This window comes from Rhodococcus sp. NJ-530, assembly GCF_003860625.1.
In the GTDB taxonomy this organism is placed as follows: domain Bacteria; phylum Actinomycetota; class Actinomycetes; order Mycobacteriales; family Mycobacteriaceae; genus Rhodococcus_F; species Rhodococcus_F qingshengii.
The window spans coordinates 3961395-3981446 of sequence record NZ_CP034152.1 but is presented as its reverse complement, the minus strand read 5'-3'; the positions used below and the strand labels follow the sequence as shown (position 1 = coordinate 3981446).

The 20052-nt window shown below is 63.5% G+C and carries 17 protein-coding genes and 1 pseudogene; 13 read left to right on the top strand and 5 right to left on the bottom strand.

The window, feature by feature from the left end:
- Positions 1 to 34 precede the first annotated feature (34 nt).
- The 4 genes from EHW12_RS18600 to EHW12_RS18585 form a co-directional block, all read right to left on the bottom strand.
- Positions 35 to 856, bottom strand: coding sequence for a MerR family transcriptional regulator (locus EHW12_RS18600; RefSeq protein ID WP_007731010.1), 822 nt, complete (start codon positions 854 to 856; stop codon positions 35 to 37).
- A 53-nt stretch (positions 857 to 909) separates the two neighbouring features.
- Positions 910 to 1791 carry a ribokinase gene (locus EHW12_RS18595; protein ID WP_042450215.1) on the bottom strand — a complete coding sequence of 294 codons (882 nt, stop codon included), beginning with the start codon at positions 1789 to 1791 and terminating at the stop codon, positions 910 to 912.
- Positions 1788 to 3230: an MFS transporter gene (locus tag EHW12_RS18590; protein ID WP_003944479.1), complete on the bottom strand. Its 1443-nt coding sequence runs from the start codon at positions 3228 to 3230 to the stop codon at positions 1788 to 1790. The genes EHW12_RS18595 and EHW12_RS18590 overlap by 4 nt, the downstream gene beginning before the upstream one ends.
- 243 nt (positions 3231 to 3473) lie before the next feature.
- A complete protein-coding gene (locus EHW12_RS18585) occupies positions 3474 to 4577 on the bottom strand; it encodes an NADH:flavin oxidoreductase/NADH oxidase (protein WP_054826982.1) in 1104 nt (367 codons plus the stop codon).
- 172 nt (positions 4578 to 4749) lie between these two features.
- Between EHW12_RS18585 and EHW12_RS18580 the strand changes: the two genes are divergently transcribed.
- From EHW12_RS18580 to holA, 11 genes and pseudogenes are all read left to right on the top strand, one after another.
- Positions 4750 to 6036, top strand: a complete 1287-nt coding sequence (locus EHW12_RS18580) for a glutamate-5-semialdehyde dehydrogenase (protein ID WP_047270781.1) — start codon at positions 4750 to 4752, stop codon at positions 6034 to 6036.
- A gap of 40 nt (positions 6037 to 6076) precedes the next feature.
- Complete coding sequence (locus EHW12_RS18575; RefSeq protein WP_003944506.1) at positions 6077 to 6988, top strand: MoxR family ATPase; 912 nt, start codon at positions 6077 to 6079, stop codon at positions 6986 to 6988.
- An 8-nt stretch (positions 6989 to 6996) separates the two neighbouring features.
- Positions 6997 to 8460, top strand: a complete 1464-nt coding sequence (locus tag EHW12_RS18570) for a VWA domain-containing protein (protein WP_007731020.1) — start codon at positions 6997 to 6999, stop codon at positions 8458 to 8460.
- 18 nt (positions 8461 to 8478) lie between these two features.
- Positions 8479 to 9195, top strand: coding sequence for a nicotinate-nucleotide adenylyltransferase (gene nadD, locus EHW12_RS18565; RefSeq protein WP_003944462.1), 717 nt, complete (start codon positions 8479 to 8481; stop codon positions 9193 to 9195).
- Positions 9196 to 9241: 46 nt separating this feature from the next.
- Positions 9242 to 9688 carry a ribosome silencing factor gene (gene rsfS, locus EHW12_RS18560; RefSeq protein ID WP_003944502.1) on the top strand — a complete coding sequence of 149 codons (447 nt, stop codon included), beginning with the start codon at positions 9242 to 9244 and terminating at the stop codon, positions 9686 to 9688.
- Positions 9685 to 10359, top strand: a complete 675-nt coding sequence (locus tag EHW12_RS18555; RefSeq protein WP_019749053.1) for a histidine phosphatase family protein — start codon at positions 9685 to 9687, stop codon at positions 10357 to 10359. The genes rsfS and EHW12_RS18555 overlap by 4 nt, the downstream gene beginning before the upstream one ends.
- Entirely contained in the window at positions 10346 to 11128 is a 783-nt protein-coding gene (gene octT / locus EHW12_RS18550) for a diglucosylglycerate octanoyltransferase (RefSeq protein WP_030536627.1), read from the top strand. The genes EHW12_RS18555 and octT overlap by 14 nt, the downstream gene beginning before the upstream one ends.
- A gap of 4 nt (positions 11129 to 11132) precedes the next feature.
- Positions 11133 to 11975, top strand: a complete 843-nt coding sequence (locus tag EHW12_RS18545; RefSeq protein WP_003944515.1) for a DegV family protein — start codon at positions 11133 to 11135, stop codon at positions 11973 to 11975.
- A gap of 81 nt (positions 11976 to 12056) precedes the next feature.
- Positions 12057 to 12938, top strand: a complete 882-nt coding sequence (locus tag EHW12_RS18540; protein ID WP_125051441.1) for a ComEA family DNA-binding protein — start codon at positions 12057 to 12059, stop codon at positions 12936 to 12938.
- Positions 12935 to 15294, top strand: a pseudogene (locus EHW12_RS18535) (ComEC/Rec2 family competence protein). Before EHW12_RS18540 ends, EHW12_RS18535 begins: the two are co-directional and overlap by 4 nt.
- The gene (gene holA / locus EHW12_RS18530; RefSeq protein ID WP_003944476.1) at positions 15291 to 16268 is read left to right on the top strand and encodes a DNA polymerase III subunit delta; all 978 of its coding nucleotides are present in this window, start codon (positions 15291 to 15293) and stop codon (positions 16266 to 16268) included. The pseudogene EHW12_RS18535 and the gene holA overlap by 4 nt, the downstream one beginning before the upstream one ends.
- Before the next feature lie 672 nt (positions 16269 to 16940).
- Here holA and rpsT read toward each other — a convergent pair.
- A complete protein-coding gene (gene rpsT, locus EHW12_RS18525) occupies positions 16941 to 17201 on the bottom strand; it encodes a 30S ribosomal protein S20 (protein ID WP_003944567.1) in 261 nt (86 codons plus the stop codon).
- 197 nt (positions 17202 to 17398) lie between these two features.
- On the opposite strand from rpsT, the gene EHW12_RS18520 reads away from it, so the two are divergent.
- Together EHW12_RS18520 and EHW12_RS18515 are read left to right on the top strand one after the other, a co-directional pair.
- Positions 17399 to 19024, top strand: coding sequence for a circularly permuted type 2 ATP-grasp protein (locus EHW12_RS18520; protein WP_047270788.1), 1626 nt, complete (start codon positions 17399 to 17401; stop codon positions 19022 to 19024).
- A gap of 56 nt (positions 19025 to 19080) precedes the next feature.
- Positions 19081 to 20052, top strand: coding sequence for an alpha-E domain-containing protein (locus EHW12_RS18515; protein WP_003944483.1), 972 nt, complete (start codon positions 19081 to 19083; stop codon positions 20050 to 20052).

Genomic DNA, 20052 nt, shown 5'->3' with positions numbered 1-20052 from the left:
CCATGGTGCACGACCCTGCCGACACGTGCGGGCTTCAGGCCTTGGCAACAGGTTCCTGCAGTTCGGTGACCCAGCCGTCGACATCCTCCGGGCACGCCAGCGTCACCTCACGGCTGGGGCCGGCATTGCGGTATCCCGCTGCGTCGATCCATTGGGCCAACGCCTGATAAGCGGGCAGGCAGTTGTCCATCGAACCCTTGTGCAGCAGCGAGGCCACGTGCTCTTCGGCCCGCAGGTCCACCACAGCGAACTCGTAGTCGCCATCGGGATTCGCGTCTACCGGTAGCGCCGCATGGACGACGACGTTCTCGTCGTCACCGGCATCCTCGTAGTAAGCGACAGCGGGTCCGATCGCGGCGATACCGGCACGATCCAAACCGGTACAAAGGCGCTCGTACAACCCGCGAACCACCGGGCCGATCGACGACGGATCCATCGTCTTGGCGGTACCGGTCAACTCCGCGACCCGCAGCGCCGGAACTGACTTGATCACAACCTCGTATGCGGACATCTGTCCCTCACTTTCGATGATCCGTAGGCGCGCCTGTACATGCGCCAGTCGCGCGGTGTCTTCCTGGATTCGGGTTTCGAGTTCTGCTCGGCGAAGCGTGAGCATCCCGCGGATCTCGTCGACGGTGACCGCCGACTCCACCACTTGCTGGACCTGGGCCAGAGTCAGGCCCAACTCCTTGAGAGCGACGATGCGGTTGAGCAGCGCCAACTGGCCCGCGGTGTACGAGCGATACCCGGTGGATGCGTCGACCCTCGCGGGTCTGAGCAGACCGATGGCGTCGTAGTGGCGGAGCATGCGCACCGACACACGACCTGCTCTCGCGAAGTCTCCGATGCTCAACATCCTTGCTCGCCCCGTTTCTCTCTCACAAACCCGATACCTACAGGTTTACGACCTCACACGGTGTCAGAGTCAAGCTGTCGGTTCAGGACTTTTTCGATCGCAGCGCGAGTGGGTGACGACACCGACGCGCCGCGGACCGTCGTCGCCAGACTTCCCGCCGTGGCAGCGAACTGCAGGGCGCGGTCCTGGCCCTGCACCCACTCCACGGCGAAGGCGCCGGTGAAAGCATCGCCTGCGCCAGTTGTATCCACGGGTGTCACGGCCGGGGAGTCGGCGTGGATTGTCTCCTCGCCCGACCGGAGATCCGCGCCGCCGGCCCCGAGCGTCGTGACGAGGTATCGGACGCGACCGGTGACCGCGGCCAACTGCTCCGACTCGGTCTGGTTGACGATCAGGATGTCGACAGACTCGATCAGGGCGCCCGGAAGGTCTTGTACCGGCGAAGGATTGAGGATGACAGTTGTTCCGTTGGCACGCGCGTGCCGGGCCGCTGCGGTGACCGTGTCGAGGGGTATTTCGAGTTGGCACAGTAGAACGTCGGCGTGTGCGATCGCGTCGAGGTCTGCTTCTGACAACGAGGTGACCGAGGAATTGGCGCCCGGGACGACGATGATGTTGTTCTCCGCGTCCTCGCTCACGGTGATGGCGGCAACGCCACTCGGGCCGTCGACACTACGAAGCAACGCGGTGTCGACCCCGGCGTCTTGCAGGGTCTCGCGCAATTGGGTGCCGAAACCGTCGTCGCCGACCGCGCCGACGAACGACACGTCCCCACCGGCCTTCGCGGCGGCGATGGCCTGGTTGCTGCCTTTGCCTCCCGCCGCGGTGGCAAAGGCAGTGCCGAGCAGCGTTTCTCCCGGAGCTGGGAATCTGGATACTGACGTGGTCAGATCCATGTTGATACTGCCGACGACGACGATTCGAGGCGTGCTCATACCTCGAGGTTATCGGCCTTCATTCTCTTTCGACGAACCTTGCGGATGATCCGACGTGCTTCCTCGTCGGTGGCGACGGAGGGCGGAGAGCCGTCGAGTGGCTTGCGTGCGGTCTCGGGGATCATCAGGACTGCGATACCGCCGATCACGGCGGCGATCATCATGTACATCGGTGCGACCAAGTTGCTGCCCGTTGCACTTTCGAGGGCGGTGAGCACCAGGGGAGTGGTCCCGCCGAAGATGGAGACCGCGAGGTTGTATCCGATTGCCAAGCCGCCGTACCTGATTCCGGTCGGAAAGAGTGCGGGAAGCACGGACGGGAACACTCCGACGAACAGCAGGAGCAAGCCACCGAGAATTGCGAGTCCCAGGAAGACCGTCACGTAGTTGCCGACGCCGATCAGAAGGTAGGCAGGCAGGGACAGGACGAAGAATCCGATGAAACCGCTGAGCAGCAAGGGTTTACGCCCGACGCGGTCCGAGAACTTTCCGACGTAGCTGATTCCCATCATCATCACGATCATGACGATGATCATCAGAACGAGTCCGTGGGATTCGTCGTAACCCAACGTGTTGGTCAGATACGTCGGCATGTAGCTGAGCAGTCCGTAGTGAGCGATGTTGTACGTGGCCACCAGGACGATGCACAGAACAAGCGGACGCCAGTTGTCGACGAGAGTTTCGCGTAGTTTCTTGCCTGTGGATTCATCTGCGAGGGAGCGCTCTTCGGCCTGCTCCATCATCTGGAATGCGGGAGTTTCCTCCAAACGCAGACGGAGGTACAGGCCGATGAGACCCAGAGGTCCGGCAATGAGGAAGGGGATGCGCCAGCCCCACTGGAGTAGGTCCTCGGCACTGACGACGGTCTGGATGATCGTCACGATGCCCGCTGCCGCCACATATCCTGCCAGAGTACCGAATTCGAGGAAGCTGGCGAAGAAACCGCGGCGCTTGTCCGGTGCGTATTCGGCGACGAACGTACTGGCTCCGCCGTATTCGCCGCCGGTGGAAAAGCCCTGCAGTAGGCGTAGGAGTACCAGCAGGATCGGGGCGGCGATACCGATGGATTCGTAGCTCGGGATGAGGCCGATGGCGAAGGTGCTGCCCGCCATCAGAATGATGGTGGTGGCCAGGACTTTCTTGCGTCCGATGCGGTCACCGAGTGGACCGAAGAACAATCCGCCGAGTGGGCGGACGATGAAGGCTGCCGCAAAAATTGCAAAGGTAGAGAGGAGTTGAGCGCTGCCGCTCGCGTCCGGGAAGAACACTTTTCCTATAGTGGTAGCTAGATATGCGTAAACGCCGAAATCGAACCACTCCATGGCATTTCCGAGCATCGTTGCCTTGACAGCGCGCTTGACGGACGCATTGTCGGTGACGCAGACATCGGGTGATTCGGCCACTTCGAGAGCGCTGATCGAGTTCTCTGGTGTAGTCATGACATGCGCTCCCCAGCGCAATCATCGAACCGAGCGGGGCACGTACCTGATGCACGCATCTTTTCGTTGCCCACTCGCCGATGAGCCGGTCGGGAAATCGAGCGTCCGCGTGCCCTGTGGCTCGTTGCGACCCCCGTCGCACGGCTCTGGCCCGCGGCAGTGTCCGGAACCCTCAGGGCTCCGGACTACCGGCAAGTAAGACGCTTACGCTATCAAAGTTGTGCGCGGGAGCCGATTTTCGGGCTAGAAGGCGCGGGCGTACTGCGACGGGATATGCGGTCCTACCTCGGCGTTCAGTTCACGGGCCGCCCGGCGCGCCCAGTAGGGATCTCGCAACAGTTCGCGGCCGAGGAGCACCGCCACTGCGCTTCCGTCTTCGACGATCTTCTCGGCTTGTTCGGGTTCGGTGATGAGGCCGACGGCGGCGGCCGGTAGCAGGCTCTCGTTCTGCAGGCGACGGGCGAACGGAACCTGGTATCCCGGCTCCACCGGAATCTTGGCTGCCGGTGAATTACCGCCGGTGGACACGTCGACGAGATCGACGCCGTAGTCGGAGAGGATGTTGGCGAGGGCTACGGTCTGATCCGCGGTCCAGCTCTCGACGTCGAGCCCACGTTCTTCCGTGAGCCAATCGGTCGCCGAGACCCGGACGAAGAGCGGTAGCTCGGCCGGCCACACCTCGCGGACTGCGCTCAGGATTTCGAGGAGCAACCGGATGCGGTTCTCGAAGCTGCCGCCGTAGCGGTCGGTCCGCTTGTTGCTCTCGGGGGAGAGGAACTGATGGATCAGGTATCCGTGGGCCGCGTGAATTTCCACGACCTTGAATTCGGCCTTCAGTGCGCGGGTAGCCGCCGCTGCAAAGTCTGCGACGACCTTCTCGATGCCTTCCGTGGTGAGCTCGACCGGATCGGCAAGGTGACCGAACGGAACCGCGCTCGGGGCCACCGTCTGCCACGAGAGTCGGTCGTCGGCGGGCAGGCTCTTGCCGCCGCGCCACGGAACCTGCGTCGATGCTTTGCGTCCGGCGTGGGCCAGCTGGATTCCGGGCACTGCGCCGAAGTACGCGAGTTGCGCGTTGATCTCGGCGAAGGCTTGCGCCTGCGTGTCGTTCCAGATCCCCAGATCAGCTGCCGATATGCGGCCTTCGGGATTGACGGCCGTCGCCTCGGTGAGAATCAGGCCGGTGCCGCCGATTGCACGGCTCACCAGATGCGTGCGATGCCACTCGTTGGGCACTCCGACCTGGTCGCCGATGACGTCAGCGGAGTACTGGCACATCGGTGCCATCCAGACGCGGTTCGGGATGGTGACGCCGCGCAGGGTCAAAGGCTCGAACAACACACTCACGGATGGCTCCTGACTCGAAGAAGAAGGTCGGTGGGTGCAACAGCGCCCCGCATCGGAATTGTTCCCCGGCGGTCCGCCGGAATGGTCCCCGGCGGTCCGCCGAAATGTTCTCCGGTGGTCACAGCCTTGTTCCGCCGAGCAGGCCGCCGCGGTGGGTGGTTAATGTGTATTCATGACCGCTGTGACATCCAACGCAGAAACCGTCGACTCGAATGCGTCCGACACCAAGTCCGTCGTGCACGACGCCGCACGCCGAGCCCGTAAGGCTTCGCGCGTCCTGGCTCTGCTGACCACCGCGCAGAAGGATGCTGCGCTCAACGCCGCAGCCGACGCGGTACTCGCGGCAAGTGATCGGATTCTCGCGGCCAACGCTCTCGATATCGACACCGCGAAGGCGGGCGGCACCGAGGAATCGCTGCTCGACCGTCTTCGTCTGACCGCTGACCGGATCGAGGGCATCGCGTCGGGTTTGCGTCAGGTTGCCGGACTACCCGATCCGATCGGTGAAGTGCTTCGTGGATCCACTCTGCCGAACGGTTTGGAACTACGTCAGCAGCGCGTTCCGCTCGGTGTCGTCGGCATGGTCTACGAGGCTCGCCCCAATGTTACCGTCGACGCTTTCGGGCTGACTCTCAAGTCGGGAAATGCTGCGCTGCTTCGTGGTTCGTCCTCGGCAGTCAAGTCCAACGAAGCGTTGGTGGAGGCGCTACGCGCGTCGTTGGTTGCTCAGGGGCTCCCCGAGGACTCCGTTCAACTTCTGCCGAGTGCGGATCGGTCGACGGTCACGCACCTCATCCAGGCCCGCGGCCTCGTCGATGTAGTCATCCCGCGCGGCGGTGCCGGCCTGATCAGCGCCGTCGTGCGTGATGCCACTGTCCCCACCATCGAGACCGGTGTCGGTAACTGCCACGTCTATGTTCACTCGGCCGCCGATCTACTGATGGCCGAGAAGATTCTTCTCAACTCCAAAACCCGTCGGCCCAGTGTGTGCAACACGGCAGAGACGGTGCTGGTCGACGCCGCTATTGCCGAGACGGCCGTGCCGAAGCTGCTCCAAGCGCTCCAGATGCACGACGTCGTCGTGCACGGTGATCTGCCGGGACTGGTTCCCGCGACCGAGGACGACTGGTCGAAGGAATACCTCACCCTCGACGTCGCCCTCAAGGTCGTCAAGGACTTGGACGCTGCCGTCGAGCACATCGACCAGTACGGAACCGGCCACACCGAAGCCATCGTGACGTCCAATCTCTCGGCTGCCCGCGAGTTCACCGCTCGAGTCGACGCTGCGGCAGTGATGGTCAACGCGTCGACTGCCTTCACCGACGGTGAGCAGTTCGGGTTCGGCGCCGAGATCGGCATCTCCACCCAGAAACTGCACGCGCGTGGCCCCATGGGGCTGCCGGAACTGACGTCCACCAAGTGGATCGTCTGGGGCGACGGGCATACCCGACCCGCCTGAAAAGTTCACCAGACTTGCCCCACCTCTCAAGGAGTTAACCGTGGACCGAGCACTTCCCGACACGACGCCGTTCTTCTCGACCGTCGACGACGTGATCGAACGGCTGGCCGAAACCGGCTATCTGTCCGACAAGGCCACCGCGACGGCAGTCTTCCTGGCCGATCGTCTGGGCAAGCCGCTGCTCATCGAGGGCCCGGCCGGTGTCGGAAAGACGGAACTCGCCCGCGCAGTCGCCCAGACCACGGGCGCAGAACTGGTGCGTCTGCAGTGCTACGAGGGCGTCGACGAGGCTCGTGCGCTGTACGAGTGGAACCACGCGAAGCAGATTCTTCGGATTCAGTCGGGCGGGGCGAGCGGAGCGAGGGGTGATGTCGCGGTCGACCACAGCTGGGACTCGACGAAGGCGGATGTCTTCTCGGAGGAGTTCCTGCTCGCACGTCCACTGCTCAAGGCCATTCGCCGCGAGGACCCGACGGTGCTGTTGATCGACGAGACGGACAAGGCAGACGTCGAGATCGAAGGTCTGCTCCTCGAAGTGCTCAGCGACTTCGCGGTCACGATCCCCGAGCTCGGAACGATCACCGCCACCCGCAAGCCGTTCACGGTGTTGACCTCGAATGCCACTCGTGAACTCTCGGAGGCTCTGAAGCGTCGTTGCCTCTTCCTGCATCTCGATTTCCCGGACGCCGACCTCGAGCGTCGCATCCTCGCAAGCCGTGTGCCGGAGCTTCCTGAAGCGATTGCCGAGCAGCTGGTCAACACCATTCGTGTTCTGCGCGGAATGCAGCTCAAGAAGGTCCCTTCGGTATCCGAGACCATCGACTGGGGACGCACCCTTCTTGCTCTGGGCATGGACACTCTCGACGACGATGCCGTTCGCGCCACGCTCGGCGTGATCCTCAAGCACCAGTCGGACCAGGTGCGTGCCGCCGCTGAACTTCGGCTGAACTGAGGTCTGACATGGCTCCCGCAGCATCGACGTCGCCGCTCTCACCTGGCGGCCTGGCAGCGCCGCACGGGATTCCCGGTCACCTCGTCGATTTTGTCGAGGCTCTGCGACGACGCGGAATCATGGTCGGCCCGTCCGAGACAGTCGACGCCGGTCAGGTCATGTCTGTTCTCGACCTGCTCGATCGTGAAGCGCTTCGTGAAGGGCTGGCATGCTCGCTCCTGCGCAGGCCGACCCACCGGGCGACGTTCGACGCCGTCTTCGACCTGTGGTTCCCCAAGGCGATCGGTGACCGTGCGGTCGGCGACGTCGACGTCACACTGCCGCGCAAGCCAGACGGCTCGATCGACCTGCAGGCATTGCGTGAGCTGATCGCCGAACTGCTGACAGACGGCAGTGACGAGGCGATGGAGATGACCGAACTCCTGACCGCCGCGATGGTCGAGGAACTCGGGCAGTACCAGTCGAGTAACGGCCCGTCGTTCTCCGCCTACCAGGCGCTGCGCGACGTCGCCCCGGAGACGTTGCTCAACAAGATCCTGCAGGGCCTGCTCGGCAACCAGGAGGGTTCCGGGTCAGAGGGCAAGGACAACTCCGACTACCAGTCCGAGGTCGCCAAGCGCACGGCAGCGCAGCGCATCGCGGACTTCCGCAAGATGGTCGAGAAGGAAACGCGTCGACGCACAGCCGAGAATTTGGGCAAGGAGCGGGTCGCCACGTACGGCGTTCCGAAACTCGCCGAGGAAGTCGACTTCTTGCGAGCGTCCGATGCCGAACTCACCACGCTGAAGAAGAACGTCGCACCCCTGGCTCGCTTGTTGGCCAGTCGTCTCGCCGTGCGTCGTAGCCGCTCTCGCGCGGGTTCGATCGACCTACGTCGTACGTTGCGCAAGTCCATGTCGACGGGCGGAGTGCCGATCGATCTGGTGCAGCGCAAGCCGAAGCGGGCGCGGCCCGAACTTGTGGTGATGTGCGACGTGTCCGGCTCGGTGGCGGGGTTCAGCCATTTCACTCTGCTGCTCGTGAACGCTTTGCGTGAGCAGTTCTCGCGCGTGCGGGTGTTCGCGTTCATCGACACGACCGACGAGGTCACGCGGTTCTTCGACTCGAACGCAGACCTCGGATCAGCGATGTCACGGATGGTGCGTGAGGCCGAACTGATCACCTACGACGGCCACTCAGACTACGGACACGCCTTCGGAGTGTTCCAGGAGAAGTTTGCGCAGTCGATCACCAGTCGCACGTCGCTACTGGTACTCGGCGACGGTCGCAACAACTACCGCGATCCCAACCTTCAGTCGCTGTCGCAGATGGTGGCAGTAGCCAAGCACGCGCACTGGCTCAACCCCGAGCCGAAGGGGCAATGGGGAACGGGTGACTCCGCGGCGAAGGTCTACAACGAGGTCATCAGCATGCACGAGTGCCGCTCGGCCCAGCAGCTTGCCGACGTCGTGTCCCGTCTGCTGCCGGTCTGACCCGTAAGCTCGACACTCGTGCAGAAGGGACTATCGGTGGAACGTGCTCGACGCCTAGGAGTGATGGGTGGCACCTTCGACCCCATTCACCATGGCCACCTCGTTGCGGCCAGTGAGGTCGCCGACCGGTTCGGACTCGACGAAGTGATCTTCGTCCCCACCGGGCGGCCCTGGCAGAAGCAGGGGAAGGGCGTCAGTCCTGCCGAGGACCGGTACCTCATGACGGTCATCGCCACCGCCTCCAACCCGCGGTTTTCCGTCTCTCGGGTCGACGTCGACCGTGAAAAAGTGACGTACACCGTGGACACGCTGCGAGACCTCCGGGCCTACCACCCTGACGCCGAACTCTTCTTCATCACCGGTGCCGATGCGCTGGCCAGCATCCTTTCCTGGCAAGATTGGGAAGAGTTGTTCGCATTGGCGAAGTTCGTCGGGGTATCGCGACCGGGTTTCGATCTCAATGCAGAGCACCTGGCCGGTCACCTCGACACCATGCCCGCCGACGCGGTCACGTTGATAGAGATTCCGGCACTTGCCATTTCGTCGACCGAATGTCGGCGTCGGGCAAGTGAAGACCGCCCCGTCTGGTACCTGGTGCCGGACGGAGTGGTGCAGTACATCTCGAAGCGGAACCTGTATCGACCTGTCGACGCGGAGCGCCGCGACGGAGCTACAACGATGTCGGAGCCCGCACCGGGGAAGTCGGAAGCCGTCCCGGGCGCCGAATCGAGCTAGCCGAGAACAACAAGTACTTTCTGAAGACGAAACTGGAGAACATCGAGTGAGCGCAAACACCGAAGCCATCGACATGGCACGCATCGCGGCCTTGGCAGCCGACGAGAAGCTGGCCACCGAAGTGGTGGTGCTCGATGTGTCCGAACAGCTGGTCATCACGGACTGCTTCGTCATCGCATCTGCGACGAACGAGCGTCAGGTCAACTCGATTGTCGAGAACATCGAAGACCGTCTCCGCGAAGCGGGACACAAGCCGGTCCGCCGTGAAGGCACCCGCGAGGGCCGCTGGGCACTGCTCGACTACGCCGACATCGTCGTCCACGTCCAGCATGACGAGGAGCGCAACTTCTACGCTCTCGATCGTCTGTGGAAGGACTGCCCGACGGTCGAGGTCGAAGGCCTCGGACAGAACCGTCCCGGCCCCGCCGACGCCAACACGGTGTTCGAGACCGACACGGTTTCCGAGCCGGACGCGCAGGATCCCTCGCTGTGACTTCGTCGGCGCCCAGTGCGGCGTCGAACCCTGTCCGCCGGCTCATCCTGCTGCGTCACGGACAGACCGAATACAACGCCGACTCTCGGATGCAGGGGCAACTCGACACCGACCTGTCGGAGTTGGGACGCACGCAGGCCAAGAGTGCAGGTCCGGTGATCGCCGATCGCAGGCCGTTGACGATCGTGTCCTCGGATCTGCGTCGGGCGTACTTCACGGCCGTCGCAGTCGGTGATGCCGCCGGACTTCCGGTCCTCACCGACACGCGTCTGCGTGAGACACACCTGGGGGAATGGCAGGGCCTGACTCATCATGACGTCGACGAGCGCACTCCCGGTGTGCGATCTGCGTGGCGAGCGGATGCCACGTTGGCGCCGCCCGGCGGCGAAAGCCGAATCGACGTCGCGAATCGCAGCCTCCCCGTAGTTCACGAATTGCTCGACACGCACCCGGACTGGGCCGAGCGGCCCGTGGTTCTGGTGGCGCACGGAGGCTTGATCGCGGCACTGACAGCGGCATTGCTCGACTTACCCGTCGATCGCTGGGCCGTCCTCGGCGGATTGGGAAACACCAGTTGGGTGCAACTCAGTGGACATGGTGACGTCAAGTCGATCGAGTGGCGACTCGACGTATGGAATGCTTCTGCGAGTGTCGCAAATGACGTCCTCTGAAAGTGCCGACGGGCAGCGCCCCGTCCTCCTCGTACTCGCGGATTCGCTGTCGTATTTCGGCCCCAAAGGCGGCCTCGCGGCAGATCATCCACGCATCTGGCCCAACATCGTGGCCGACGAACTCGGCTGGGACGTCGAGTTGGTCGCCCGTATCGGATGGACGTGTCGCGACGCGTGGTGGGCACTGACTCAGGATCCTCGTGTGTGGGCGGCGGTGCCGCGGGCCGGCGCCGTCGTGTTCGCGGTCGGCGGGATGGACTCGCTGCCGTCCCCATTGCCTACCGCGCTCCGCGAGACCATCCGCTACGTTCGGCCACCCGCGCTTCGACGCGTGGTGCGCGAGGGTTATCAATGGCTGCAGCCGCGGCTTGCACCTCTGGGCCGCCCGGTCGCACTTCCGCCCAAGCTGAGCGTCGAGTATCTGGAAAGCTCGCGAAATGCGTTGGAGTACATGCGGCCGGAACTGCCGATGATCGCGACCCTGCCGTCAGTGCACCGCAGCGATGCCTACGCGAGCGTGCATGCCGGACGGCCTGCCGCGGTGTCCGCGATCACCGAGTGGGCTACGGAGAAAGACGTTCCCGTAGTCGACCTTGCGGATGCAGTGCGTGACAACGTCTTTTCCGAGAACGGCAATCCTGACGGCATTCACTGGGGTTGGGACGGTCACGTCGGCGTAGCCCGCGCGATGATCGCTGCGATTCGCGGGGTCGAGGCGCAGAAAGTGGTTTCGCCGGAACTGGTAGCACCGCCGAGCGAAGTCGGGTAGCAGAATGCCGGTCGTCGTCGTCACGGATTCCTCCGCCTGCATTCCGCAGGAGTCGGCCGACGCATGTGGCATTCAGGTTGTTCCGCTCCACGTGCTCCGTGACGGGTGCGACTTGCGAGAGGGCGTCGACGCAATGCCGAGCGACCTGTCGGGAGTGACAACGGCCGGAGCGTCGCCCGCCGAGTTGTCCGAAGCGTATGCACGCGCCCTGGACATGAGCGACGGTGACGGCGTTCTCGCCGTTCACATTTCACGTCAACTGTCGGGAACGTGGGAAGCCGGACGAGTCGCAGCCCAGGAATTCGGTGGCGCCGTCCGGATCGTCGATTCACAGTCCGCCGGTATGGGTTTGGGCTATCCGGCTCTCGAAGCTGCACGCTTGGCCGAGAAGGGCGCTTCACTCGAAGAGGCGTACGGCCGGGCGGTCGACGTAGCGAGCCGTGGGCGCTGCTACATCGTCGTCGACAAACTTGATCAATTGCGTAGGGGAGGACGAATCGGAACCGCGGCCGCACTGCTGGGCACTGCATTGGCGATGAAACCGATTCTGCATCTGGTGGACGGCAAGCTCGTGCTCGGCGAGAAGACACGTACCACCACCAAAGCTCTTGCAAGGTTGGTGGATTCGGCAGTCGAACGCGCCGGTCTCGGTCGTGTGGCGATAGCCGTGCATCACATGCGCGCGCGAGAGCGTGCGGACGGGATAGCCGAACAGTTGGCCGAGCGCATTCCCGATGTAGCGGAATCCGTCGTCACCGACTTCAGTGCGGTTATCGGAGCGCACGTCGGTGTCGGCGCGATCGGTGTTGTGGTGTGCCCGTTGCCGGAGATCGACACGAGCGCCTGATCGCTTCTCCACAATCCGCGAGTTCTCCACAGATATAAATTGTTCGTCGTTGGCGGCGAGGTCTCTCGTTAGCGTCCAGTCATGAGGATCAGCGAGGAGCGCGAGCGGGCGCGTGATCGCCTCGCGGCGATGGACGGCAACTACCGGCGGCGACACGAGGACGTCGACGAATTCGAGGATTCAGGGTCTTTCGAGAGGTCCCCCGAGTGGCTTCGGGACTTCGACGAGGACGACTACGACGCTCAGCCCGACTCGTCACGGTTCGACCGATTGCCCGAACATTGGCGCGGTACACGTTGGCGCCCGAGTCGGTCGGCGACCTGGGTGTTGGCGATCGTTGCAGTTCTGGCTACGGCAATCGGCTTGTTCGCCGTGTGGTGGGATTCTCCGAGCCTGCAGGCGGTCCCACCGTTGCCCTCGCCCCAGAATGTCACGGAGAAGAATGCGACTGCCGGCGATGGTGAATCAGCCAGTCCTGTACCGACCGGCGTCGTGGCAGAGCAGCCGCCCGAGGCTGTGGTGGTCAGTGTCGTCGGGCTCGTGCGCACGCCTGGGCTTGTCAATCTTCATTCGGGCTCGCGCATCGCCGACGCGCTTGCTGCGGCAGGTGGCGTGCTCGACGGAGCGGAGACGGTGGGCCTGAATCTGGCTCAGAAACTTGTCGACGGCGATCAGATCGTGGTTGGTGCGGCCGATCAGTCCGGTGGTGTTTCTTCGAGTACCACTGCAGGAGGGACCAGCCCCGCAGCTACAGGGGAATCCGGCGGGGCTGGGCTGGTGAACCTCAATACCGCCACCGAGGCCGAACTGGACGAGCTTCCCGGGGTAGGGCCGGTAACGGCTGCGGCGATCATCTCCTGGCGCACATCCAACGGAAAATTCACGGACATAGAACAATTGGGGGAAGTCGACGGGATCGGCCCGGCAAGGTTGGCCAAATTGCGAGTGCTGGTGTCGGTGTGAACGAACCGGAAGCCTCGCCGGTCCTCGACGCTCGACTGCTTCTGTCGGCGGTCGCGGTGTGGGGGAGCAGTGCGGTGGGGATCCTGTTCGGCCCGGTCGCCGCGTGGGTACTGGCGGTGGCGTGTGCGGTTCCAGCGGCACTCCTCACTTACGTGGTTGTGCGCCGGACATCAGCGGGGTGGGTACGAATCATGTTGGTTGCATTGCTGTTCGGTGCCGGGTGTAGTGCCGTCGGCGGGTGGCGGGCGTCCGAGGCGGAGAGGCACCCACTGACCCGAGCCTCTCTCGAGGGAGCTTGGGTGAGTGTCGAAGTGGAACCCTCGGAGGATCCGCACGCGGTCTCCGGCGCGGTGGGTCAAGGTCAGGTCGTCTTCAGGGCAACCGTCAATTCGGTGACTGCCCAGAACCGCAGGTACTCCGGAGGCGGCTTGGTCACCATCCGGGCGCCCAGTTCGTCGTGGCTCGAAGTTGTTCCAGGGCAGAGCCTCACGGTTCGTGGCCGGGCGAGTCAGCCATGGCGTAGCGATTCCACGCTCGCCGTGATCACGTCCGAAGGGCCTCCCGTCGCGGTGGGAGAAGTGCCCTGGTATCAGCGATGGGCAAGTGTGGTGCGCATTCGTTTCGCGGCTGCGTGCTCGGCTGCACTCCCGCCGGATCAGGCGGGTCTGCTGCCTGGCCTCGTCGTCGGAGACACGTCGGCGCTGTCGCCGGTGGTGAAGGACAACTTCACCGTTGCCGGACTTTCCCATCTCACCGCGGTGTCCGGCGCCAACATCAGCATTCTGCTCGGGGCCGTTCTGCTGTTGGTCAGAGCCGCGGCGCTCAGTCCACGGGTCGGCGCCGCTTTGGCGGTGGTAGCCCTCGTTGCCTTTGTTGTCGTCGCGAGGCCGTCGCCGAGTGTTCTACGCGCGTCGGTGATGGGCTTGGTAGGCCTGCTCAGTCTGGTCACTGGTCGGCGCAAACAGGCGCTGCCTGCGCTTGCCGCCGCCGTCATCGTTCTGGTAGTCGTGAGGCCCGAGCTGGCCGTCGACTGGGGATTTGCGCTGTCGACTACTGCGACGGGCGCGCTGGTGATCATTGCTCCGGTGTGGGTGGACGTGCTTCGCCGAAGAGGCTGGCCCCGTTGGTTTTCGGAGATGACAGCTGTCTCGGGTGCTGCGTTTGTCGTGACTGCACCGTTGGTGGGCGCCATGGCGGGAACCTTCAGCGTGGTCACGATTGCCGCGAACATGGCGGTGGCGCCGGTGATCGGAATCATCACGGTGTTCGGTGCGGTGATTGCCTTGTGTGCGCTGATCTGTCCACCGATCGCGGTGTTCGTCGCGCCATTGGTGCGGCCGCCGATGGGGTGGCTGCTGTGCGTGTCCGAGCGGGCGGCGGCGCTTCCCGGAGCGTCGGTGGTAGTGCCGTCAGGACTCATCGGTGCTCTCGTCGTCGTGGGAGTCCTACTGGCCGCGGCCCTGACGCTGTGGAATCGGATTTCGAGATGGGTGCTCGGCGTTCTCGTTCTGGGAGTTGTTCTGGCCCTGATCTTTCAACACGTGTTCGGGGGTGGCCGCATTGCTCCGGGGTGGGCACTGGTGATGTGCGACGTCGGTCAGGGGACGGTCTTGTGCTCTCGACTGGAGACGGCAGGGTGATCGTGATCGATGTCGGTCCTGATCCCACGTCGATGGATCGTTGCCTGAACATGTTGGACGTCAACGACATCGCGTTGCTGATGATCAGTCATTTTCATGCCGATCACATCGGTGGATTGGAAGCAGTCCTGAGTGGGCGTTCGGTCGCTGCGATCGGAGTCGGGTCGATGTTGTTGCCGGAGTCAGGTTTTCGGGCGGTGAAGGATACCGCCGACTCGCAGGCCGTTCCGGTTGTCTCGTTGCGCGCAGGTATGGAGTTGACGTTGGGATCGGTGAACGTGGAGGTTCTCGGTCCGTTGGTTCCAGCTCCCCGCGATTCCGTCGGTGCCGCAGATGCAGCCAACGATCAGTCGCTGGTGGTGATGGCGCACACGGGCGCGGGTCGAATTCTGTTGACGGGCGACGCCGAAGTTGCGGGGGAGGAGGCGATCCTCCGATCGGGAGCGGACGTGAAGGCCGATGTGTTGAAGCTGCCCCATCACGGTTCTCGGACCACGTCGTCGGCATTTCTGGAAGCGGTGCGTCCGAGGTTGACGATGATCAGCGTCGGCGTCGGCAACAGTTTCGGGCACCCGAATGCGGAGGTTCTCGATGAACTGGATTCATTGGGCGGGGCGGTGGTTCGGACCGACGTCGACGGCACCGTCGCTGTGTACGGCGGGGGCGGCGGGTCTGTGTCGATCGTGTCGGTTCCTCGTGGGACCATCTTCGGGTGAGTAATCCGTCTGGAGTCGATCCGCTGCATCTTGTTCTCGGGGACGACGAGTTCCTGATCGACCGCACGGTATCGCAGCTCATCAGAGCTGTCCGCGGTGACCGCGGCCAGGGTATTTCGGATCTCCCGGTGACCAAGATGCGTGCGGGCGACACCAATGCTCCCGAGTTGGCCGAGTTGCTCAGCCCTTCTCTTTTTGCCGAAGACCGTGTGATCGTCTTGGAATCGGCTGCAGAAGCAGGCAAAGATGCCGTAGCGCTTGTCCTGGAGGCTGCACGCGAGCCGGCAGAAGGTGTGGTTCTGATCGTCGTGCACTCGGGCGGCGGTCGCGCGAAAGCGTTGGCGCCGGCCCTCGAGAAGCTCGGCGCGACGGTTCACAACTGCGGAAAACTGAACAAGAGTCAGCTTGTCGACTTCGTCCGGGGTGAGTTTCGGACCGCAGACGTCAGGGTTGCGCCAGATGCGATCGCCGCGATGATCGAAAGCGTCGGCTCCAACCTCCGCGAACTCGCGTCGGCCTGCTCGCAATTGGCGGCAGATACGGGCGGCAAGATCGACGTGGATGCAGTCCACAAGTATTACTCGGGCAAGGCCGAGGTTTCCGGATTCGACGTGGCCGACAAAGTCATCGTCGGCGATACCCGGGGTGCGCTCGAGGCGCTCCGATGGGCAGATCAGATCGGAACAGCCCATGTTCTGCTCGCGGATGCCCTCGCCGACGCAGTCCACACCATCGCGAAGGTCGGCCCGTTTGCACGGGGCGGTGACCCGTTCCGGTTGGCGTCGGATCTCGGAATGCCGCCGTGGAAGGTCAAGAAGGCGATCAAGGAGGTCGGCGGCTGGGATCCCACGTCGATCGGCGCTGCGATGCAGATCGTCGCCGCCCTCAATGCCGACGTGAAGGGTGCCGCAGTCGACTCGTCCTTCGCCCTGGAGATGGCAGTGCGGAAAGTGTGCGCGTTGCGGAAGAACTGAGTACAACGTGGCCTACTGCGCGTCCGGCCAGAAGTAGTCCGACGACAGTGGCGGCCGTGGCCTCACCCGCCCGGTAGTCGAGGCGTTTCACGCAGGCTTGCTCCAACTGAGTATGCGGAATGGCCTGAGGCCGTGTCGTTGGTTCACCTGTTCTGATGTCGGTCACCCGTAGTGAGTCGTGCGACACCGGATTCACCACACTGCCGCAGACAATGGTTTCTTGGCCGATGCTGTCCACCGGCACCTTCACGGTGGTGAGTAGCGCTCGTCCAACGGCGAGAAACGCCAGAATCGCAACGAGTGAACACATCACGCCGAAGAAGATCCGGAATTCGCTACGTTGCCTGCGCTTACACCATCCGTAGCTTGCGGCACCTCCGACGACTGCAACCGTCAATGATTCCCACCAACGAGGGATTCCCAGGGCGGCCACTACGCCGAAAGCGACGACCGCCCAGAAGACAGTCGTGAACAACCAGCTGCGAGGGCGCTTCCCGTGCCCGTTGATCGCCATCATCAGATGGTTGCAGCCCGCTCCACATATTCGCTGCAAGACATGGATGGCGGGTCTTCGCACTGACCCGATTGAATACGCAAAATAGCCGCCTGGTCTTTCGACCTGGCGGCTATCGAGACGAACCAGTGTGACGGCGAACCGTCACAGTGGAAACGTCAGAGCTTGTTGGCAGCCTGCGAGAGTGCAGACTTCTTGTTGGCAGCCTGGTTGGCGTGAATGACGCCCTTGCTGGCTGCCTTGTCGAGCTTGCGGCTGGTGGAGACGAGGAGCTCGTTGGCCTTGTCCTTGTCACCGGCTGCCGCAGCCTCGCGGAACGAACGGATCGCGGTACGCAGCGAGGACTTCACCGACTGGTTACGGAGTCGGGCCGCCTCGTTGGTACGGATTCGCTTCACCTGGGACTTGATGTTGGCCACGCGTAAAATCCTTGTCGTCTTTAGCTGGTTACGGTCGAGAAAGCTGTGGGCGCACTGATGCACCGACTGGCAAGATTACCAGCCGAGGGCCCAAGAACCCAAACCGTCGCACGTTGCGTCTGTCGAGAAGGGTACACCGAGCGCCCGATTGCTCGCCGCGCTGCCGAATAGCCCCACTTGTAGCAGCATGTTGCCCTATGACGCCGTCGCCTTCGAAAAGTTCGAGTAAAACAGGTTCGACCACCACCCGAGCGCGTCCTGCCGCAGTGTTCGACGGATATTCAGACATCGGTCGCTACGAGTTGGCTTTCGACGAGATGTTCGAGCCCGACGGCTCGGTGCGTGGTCCGTACAAGGGTGTGTACAAAGCCCTGGCGCCGACGAGCAGCGCCGACCTCGCCGCGCGTGCCGACGCACTCGGACGCGCATTCATCGACCAAGGTGTGACGTTTTCGCTGTCCGGGCAGGAACGACCCTTCCCGTTGGATCTGGTGCCACGCGTCATCGCCGCCCAGGAGTGGTCGCGGCTGGAAAAGGGCATCAAACAGCGGGTGAAGGCGCTCGAGTTGTTCCTCGCGGACATTTACGGAGAGCAGCGAATCCTGCGCGATCACGTGTTGCCGCGCCGCCTGGTCACCTCGTGCGAGCACTTCCACCGTGAAGCGGCAGGCATCGTGCCGCCCAACGGTGTGCGAATTCACGTCGCGGGTATCGACCTGGTCCGAGACGAGGCGGGAGAGTTCCGAGTTCTCGAGGACAATCTGCGATCTCCGTCCGGTGTCTCCTATGTGATGGAAAACCGTCGCACCATGACTCGGGTGTTCCCGGATCTGTTCATGTCCCACAAGGTGCGGGCGGTCGGTGATTACGCAACACACCTGCTGAGGGCGCTGCGTGCGGGTGCTGCACTCAACGAAGCGGACCCGACAGTGGTTGTTCTCACACCGGGTATCGCCAATTCCGCCTATTTCGAGCATTCGTTGCTCGCTCGTCAGATGGGTGTGGAACTCGTCGAAGGTCGCGACCTGTTCTGCCGCGACAACATGGTGTACATGCGCACTACGGAAGGCGAGCGCCAGGTCGATGTCATCTATCGCCGCATCGACGACGAGTATCTCGACCCGATGCACTTCCGTCCGGATTCGATTCTCGGCGTCGCAGGCCTACTGAATGCGGCGCGGGCGGGCAACGTGGTGATCTCGAGCGCCGTCGGCAACGGAGTCGGTGACGACAAACTCGTCTATACCTACGTTCCGCAGATCATCGACTACTACCTCGGTGAGAAGCCGCTCTTGCAGAACGTCGACACGTTCCGCTGTTGGTTGGACGAGGAGTGCGAGCAAGTCCTCGACCGCGTCGCCGAACTGGTCATCAAGCCGGTGGAAGGGTCCGGCGGCTACGGAATCGTCTTCGGACCCGACGCGAGCCCCAAGGAACTGGCCGCGATAACCCGCAAGATCAAGGCAGACCCGCGCGGGTGGATTGCGCAGCCACTCGTGCAGTTGTCCACGGTGCCGACCAAGATCGACGATGTTCTCTCGCCGCGCCACGTGGACTTGCGGCCCTTTGCCGTCAACGACGGTGAGGACGTGTGGGTGTTGCCCGGCGGCCTGACCCGGGTGGCACTTCCGGAAGGTTCGCTGGTGGTCAACTCCAGCCAGGGCGGCGGAAGCAAGGACACGTGGGTGCTTGCGAGTCGCACCTCTGACGAAGACCCAGAGTTGTCAGGCGAGGAACTGGTGTCCGAGCCCCCGGAATCCGCGGAGCCGGTGCAGGGTCCCGAACTGAGCACCTCGCAGCAACAACAGCAGCAGCAACAGTGAACACCTCGGAAGTGCCCAGCTACCAAGAACTATCAGTGAACGGAGCGTGGTGACCGATGCTTGCTCGCAACGCAGAGTCCCTCTACTGGATCGGCCGCTACGTCGAGCGCGCCGACGACACTGCTCGGATCCTCGACGTCGCCGTCCATCAATTGCTCGACGACGCCACCGTCGACCCGGACCGCACGTCGCGTCTGCTCCTGCGTGTCCTCGGCATCGAGGCGCCGGAGGGCAAGCTCGACGTGCGCTCGCTCACCGATCTGGTTGCGTTCAGCCGCAACCAGGTTGGTTCGATCGTGGACTCGCTGGCAAGTGCACGTGAGAATGCTCGCGGGGCGCGTGAGGTCACGTCGAGTGAGATGTGGGAGTGCCTGAACACCACGTACAACGGACTGGCCGAGCGTGAACGTGCCTCACGCAGGCTGGGGCCACACGAGTTCTTCCGCTATGTGGAGGAACGCGCAGCGATGTTCGCGGGCCTGGCGGATTCTACGCTCAGTCGCGACGACGGCTATCGGTTCCTTCTGCTGGGCAGGTCGATCGAACGTGTCGACATGATCGTGCGGATGCTTCTGGCGCGCGCCGGTGACCGCCCGTCGTCGCCGGCATGGGTCAGCGTTCTTCGCTCGGCGGGCGCACATGACACGTATCTGCGTACGTATCGCGGAGCACTCGACGCCAATCGCGTCGTCGAGTTCATCTTGTTGGACAGGCTCTTTCCGCGCTCGGTGTTCCACTCGATCAGGCAGGCCGAGAAGTGCCTGCAGGAGCTCGACCCGCAGCCGGGCAGTCGCGTCGGAATCCGGGCGGAGGCGCCGCGGCTTCTGGGCCGCGCACGCAGCGAACTCGAGTTCCTGCCGCAGGGCGTGTTGCTCGAGGATCTGCAGGGACGGTTGCTCGGTTGGCAGGAGACCTGCCGCGAACTGGGTGAGGCAATTGCATTGCAGTACTTCCACGCTGCGCCGTGGGTCGCGTGGACGGATGCCGGCGCCGCGTATGCGGAGTCGACGGTGGAGGGAGAGCTGTGA

Bases quoted from the DNA above. Each gene is read 5' to 3' on its own strand.
- EHW12_RS18600 (WP_007731010.1), bottom strand. From the start codon at position 856: ATGTTGAGCATCGGAGACTTCGCGAGAGCAGGTCGTGTGTCGGTGCGC.
- EHW12_RS18580 (WP_047270781.1), top strand. From the start codon at position 4,750: ATGACCGCTGTGACATCCAACGCAGAAACCGTCGACTCGAATGCGTCC.
- EHW12_RS18520 (WP_047270788.1), top strand. From the start codon at position 17,399: ATGACGCCGTCGCCTTCGAAAAGTTCGAGTAAAACAGGTTCGACCACC.
- EHW12_RS18590 (WP_003944479.1), bottom strand. From the start codon at position 3,230: ATGACTACACCAGAGAACTCGATCAGCGCTCTCGAAGTGGCCGAATCA.
- EHW12_RS18570 (WP_007731020.1), top strand. From the start codon at position 6,997: ATGGCTCCCGCAGCATCGACGTCGCCGCTCTCACCTGGCGGCCTGGCA.
- EHW12_RS18595 (WP_042450215.1), bottom strand. From the start codon at position 1,791: ATGAGCACGCCTCGAATCGTCGTCGTCGGCAGTATCAACATGGATCTG.
- EHW12_RS18540 (WP_125051441.1), top strand. From the start codon at position 12,057: ATGAGGATCAGCGAGGAGCGCGAGCGGGCGCGTGATCGCCTCGCGGCG.
- EHW12_RS18545 (WP_003944515.1), top strand. From the start codon at position 11,133: ATGCCGGTCGTCGTCGTCACGGATTCCTCCGCCTGCATTCCGCAGGAG.
- octT (WP_030536627.1), top strand. From the start codon at position 10,346: ATGACGTCCTCTGAAAGTGCCGACGGGCAGCGCCCCGTCCTCCTCGTA.
- EHW12_RS18515 (WP_003944483.1), top strand. From the start codon at position 19,081: ATGCTTGCTCGCAACGCAGAGTCCCTCTACTGGATCGGCCGCTACGTC.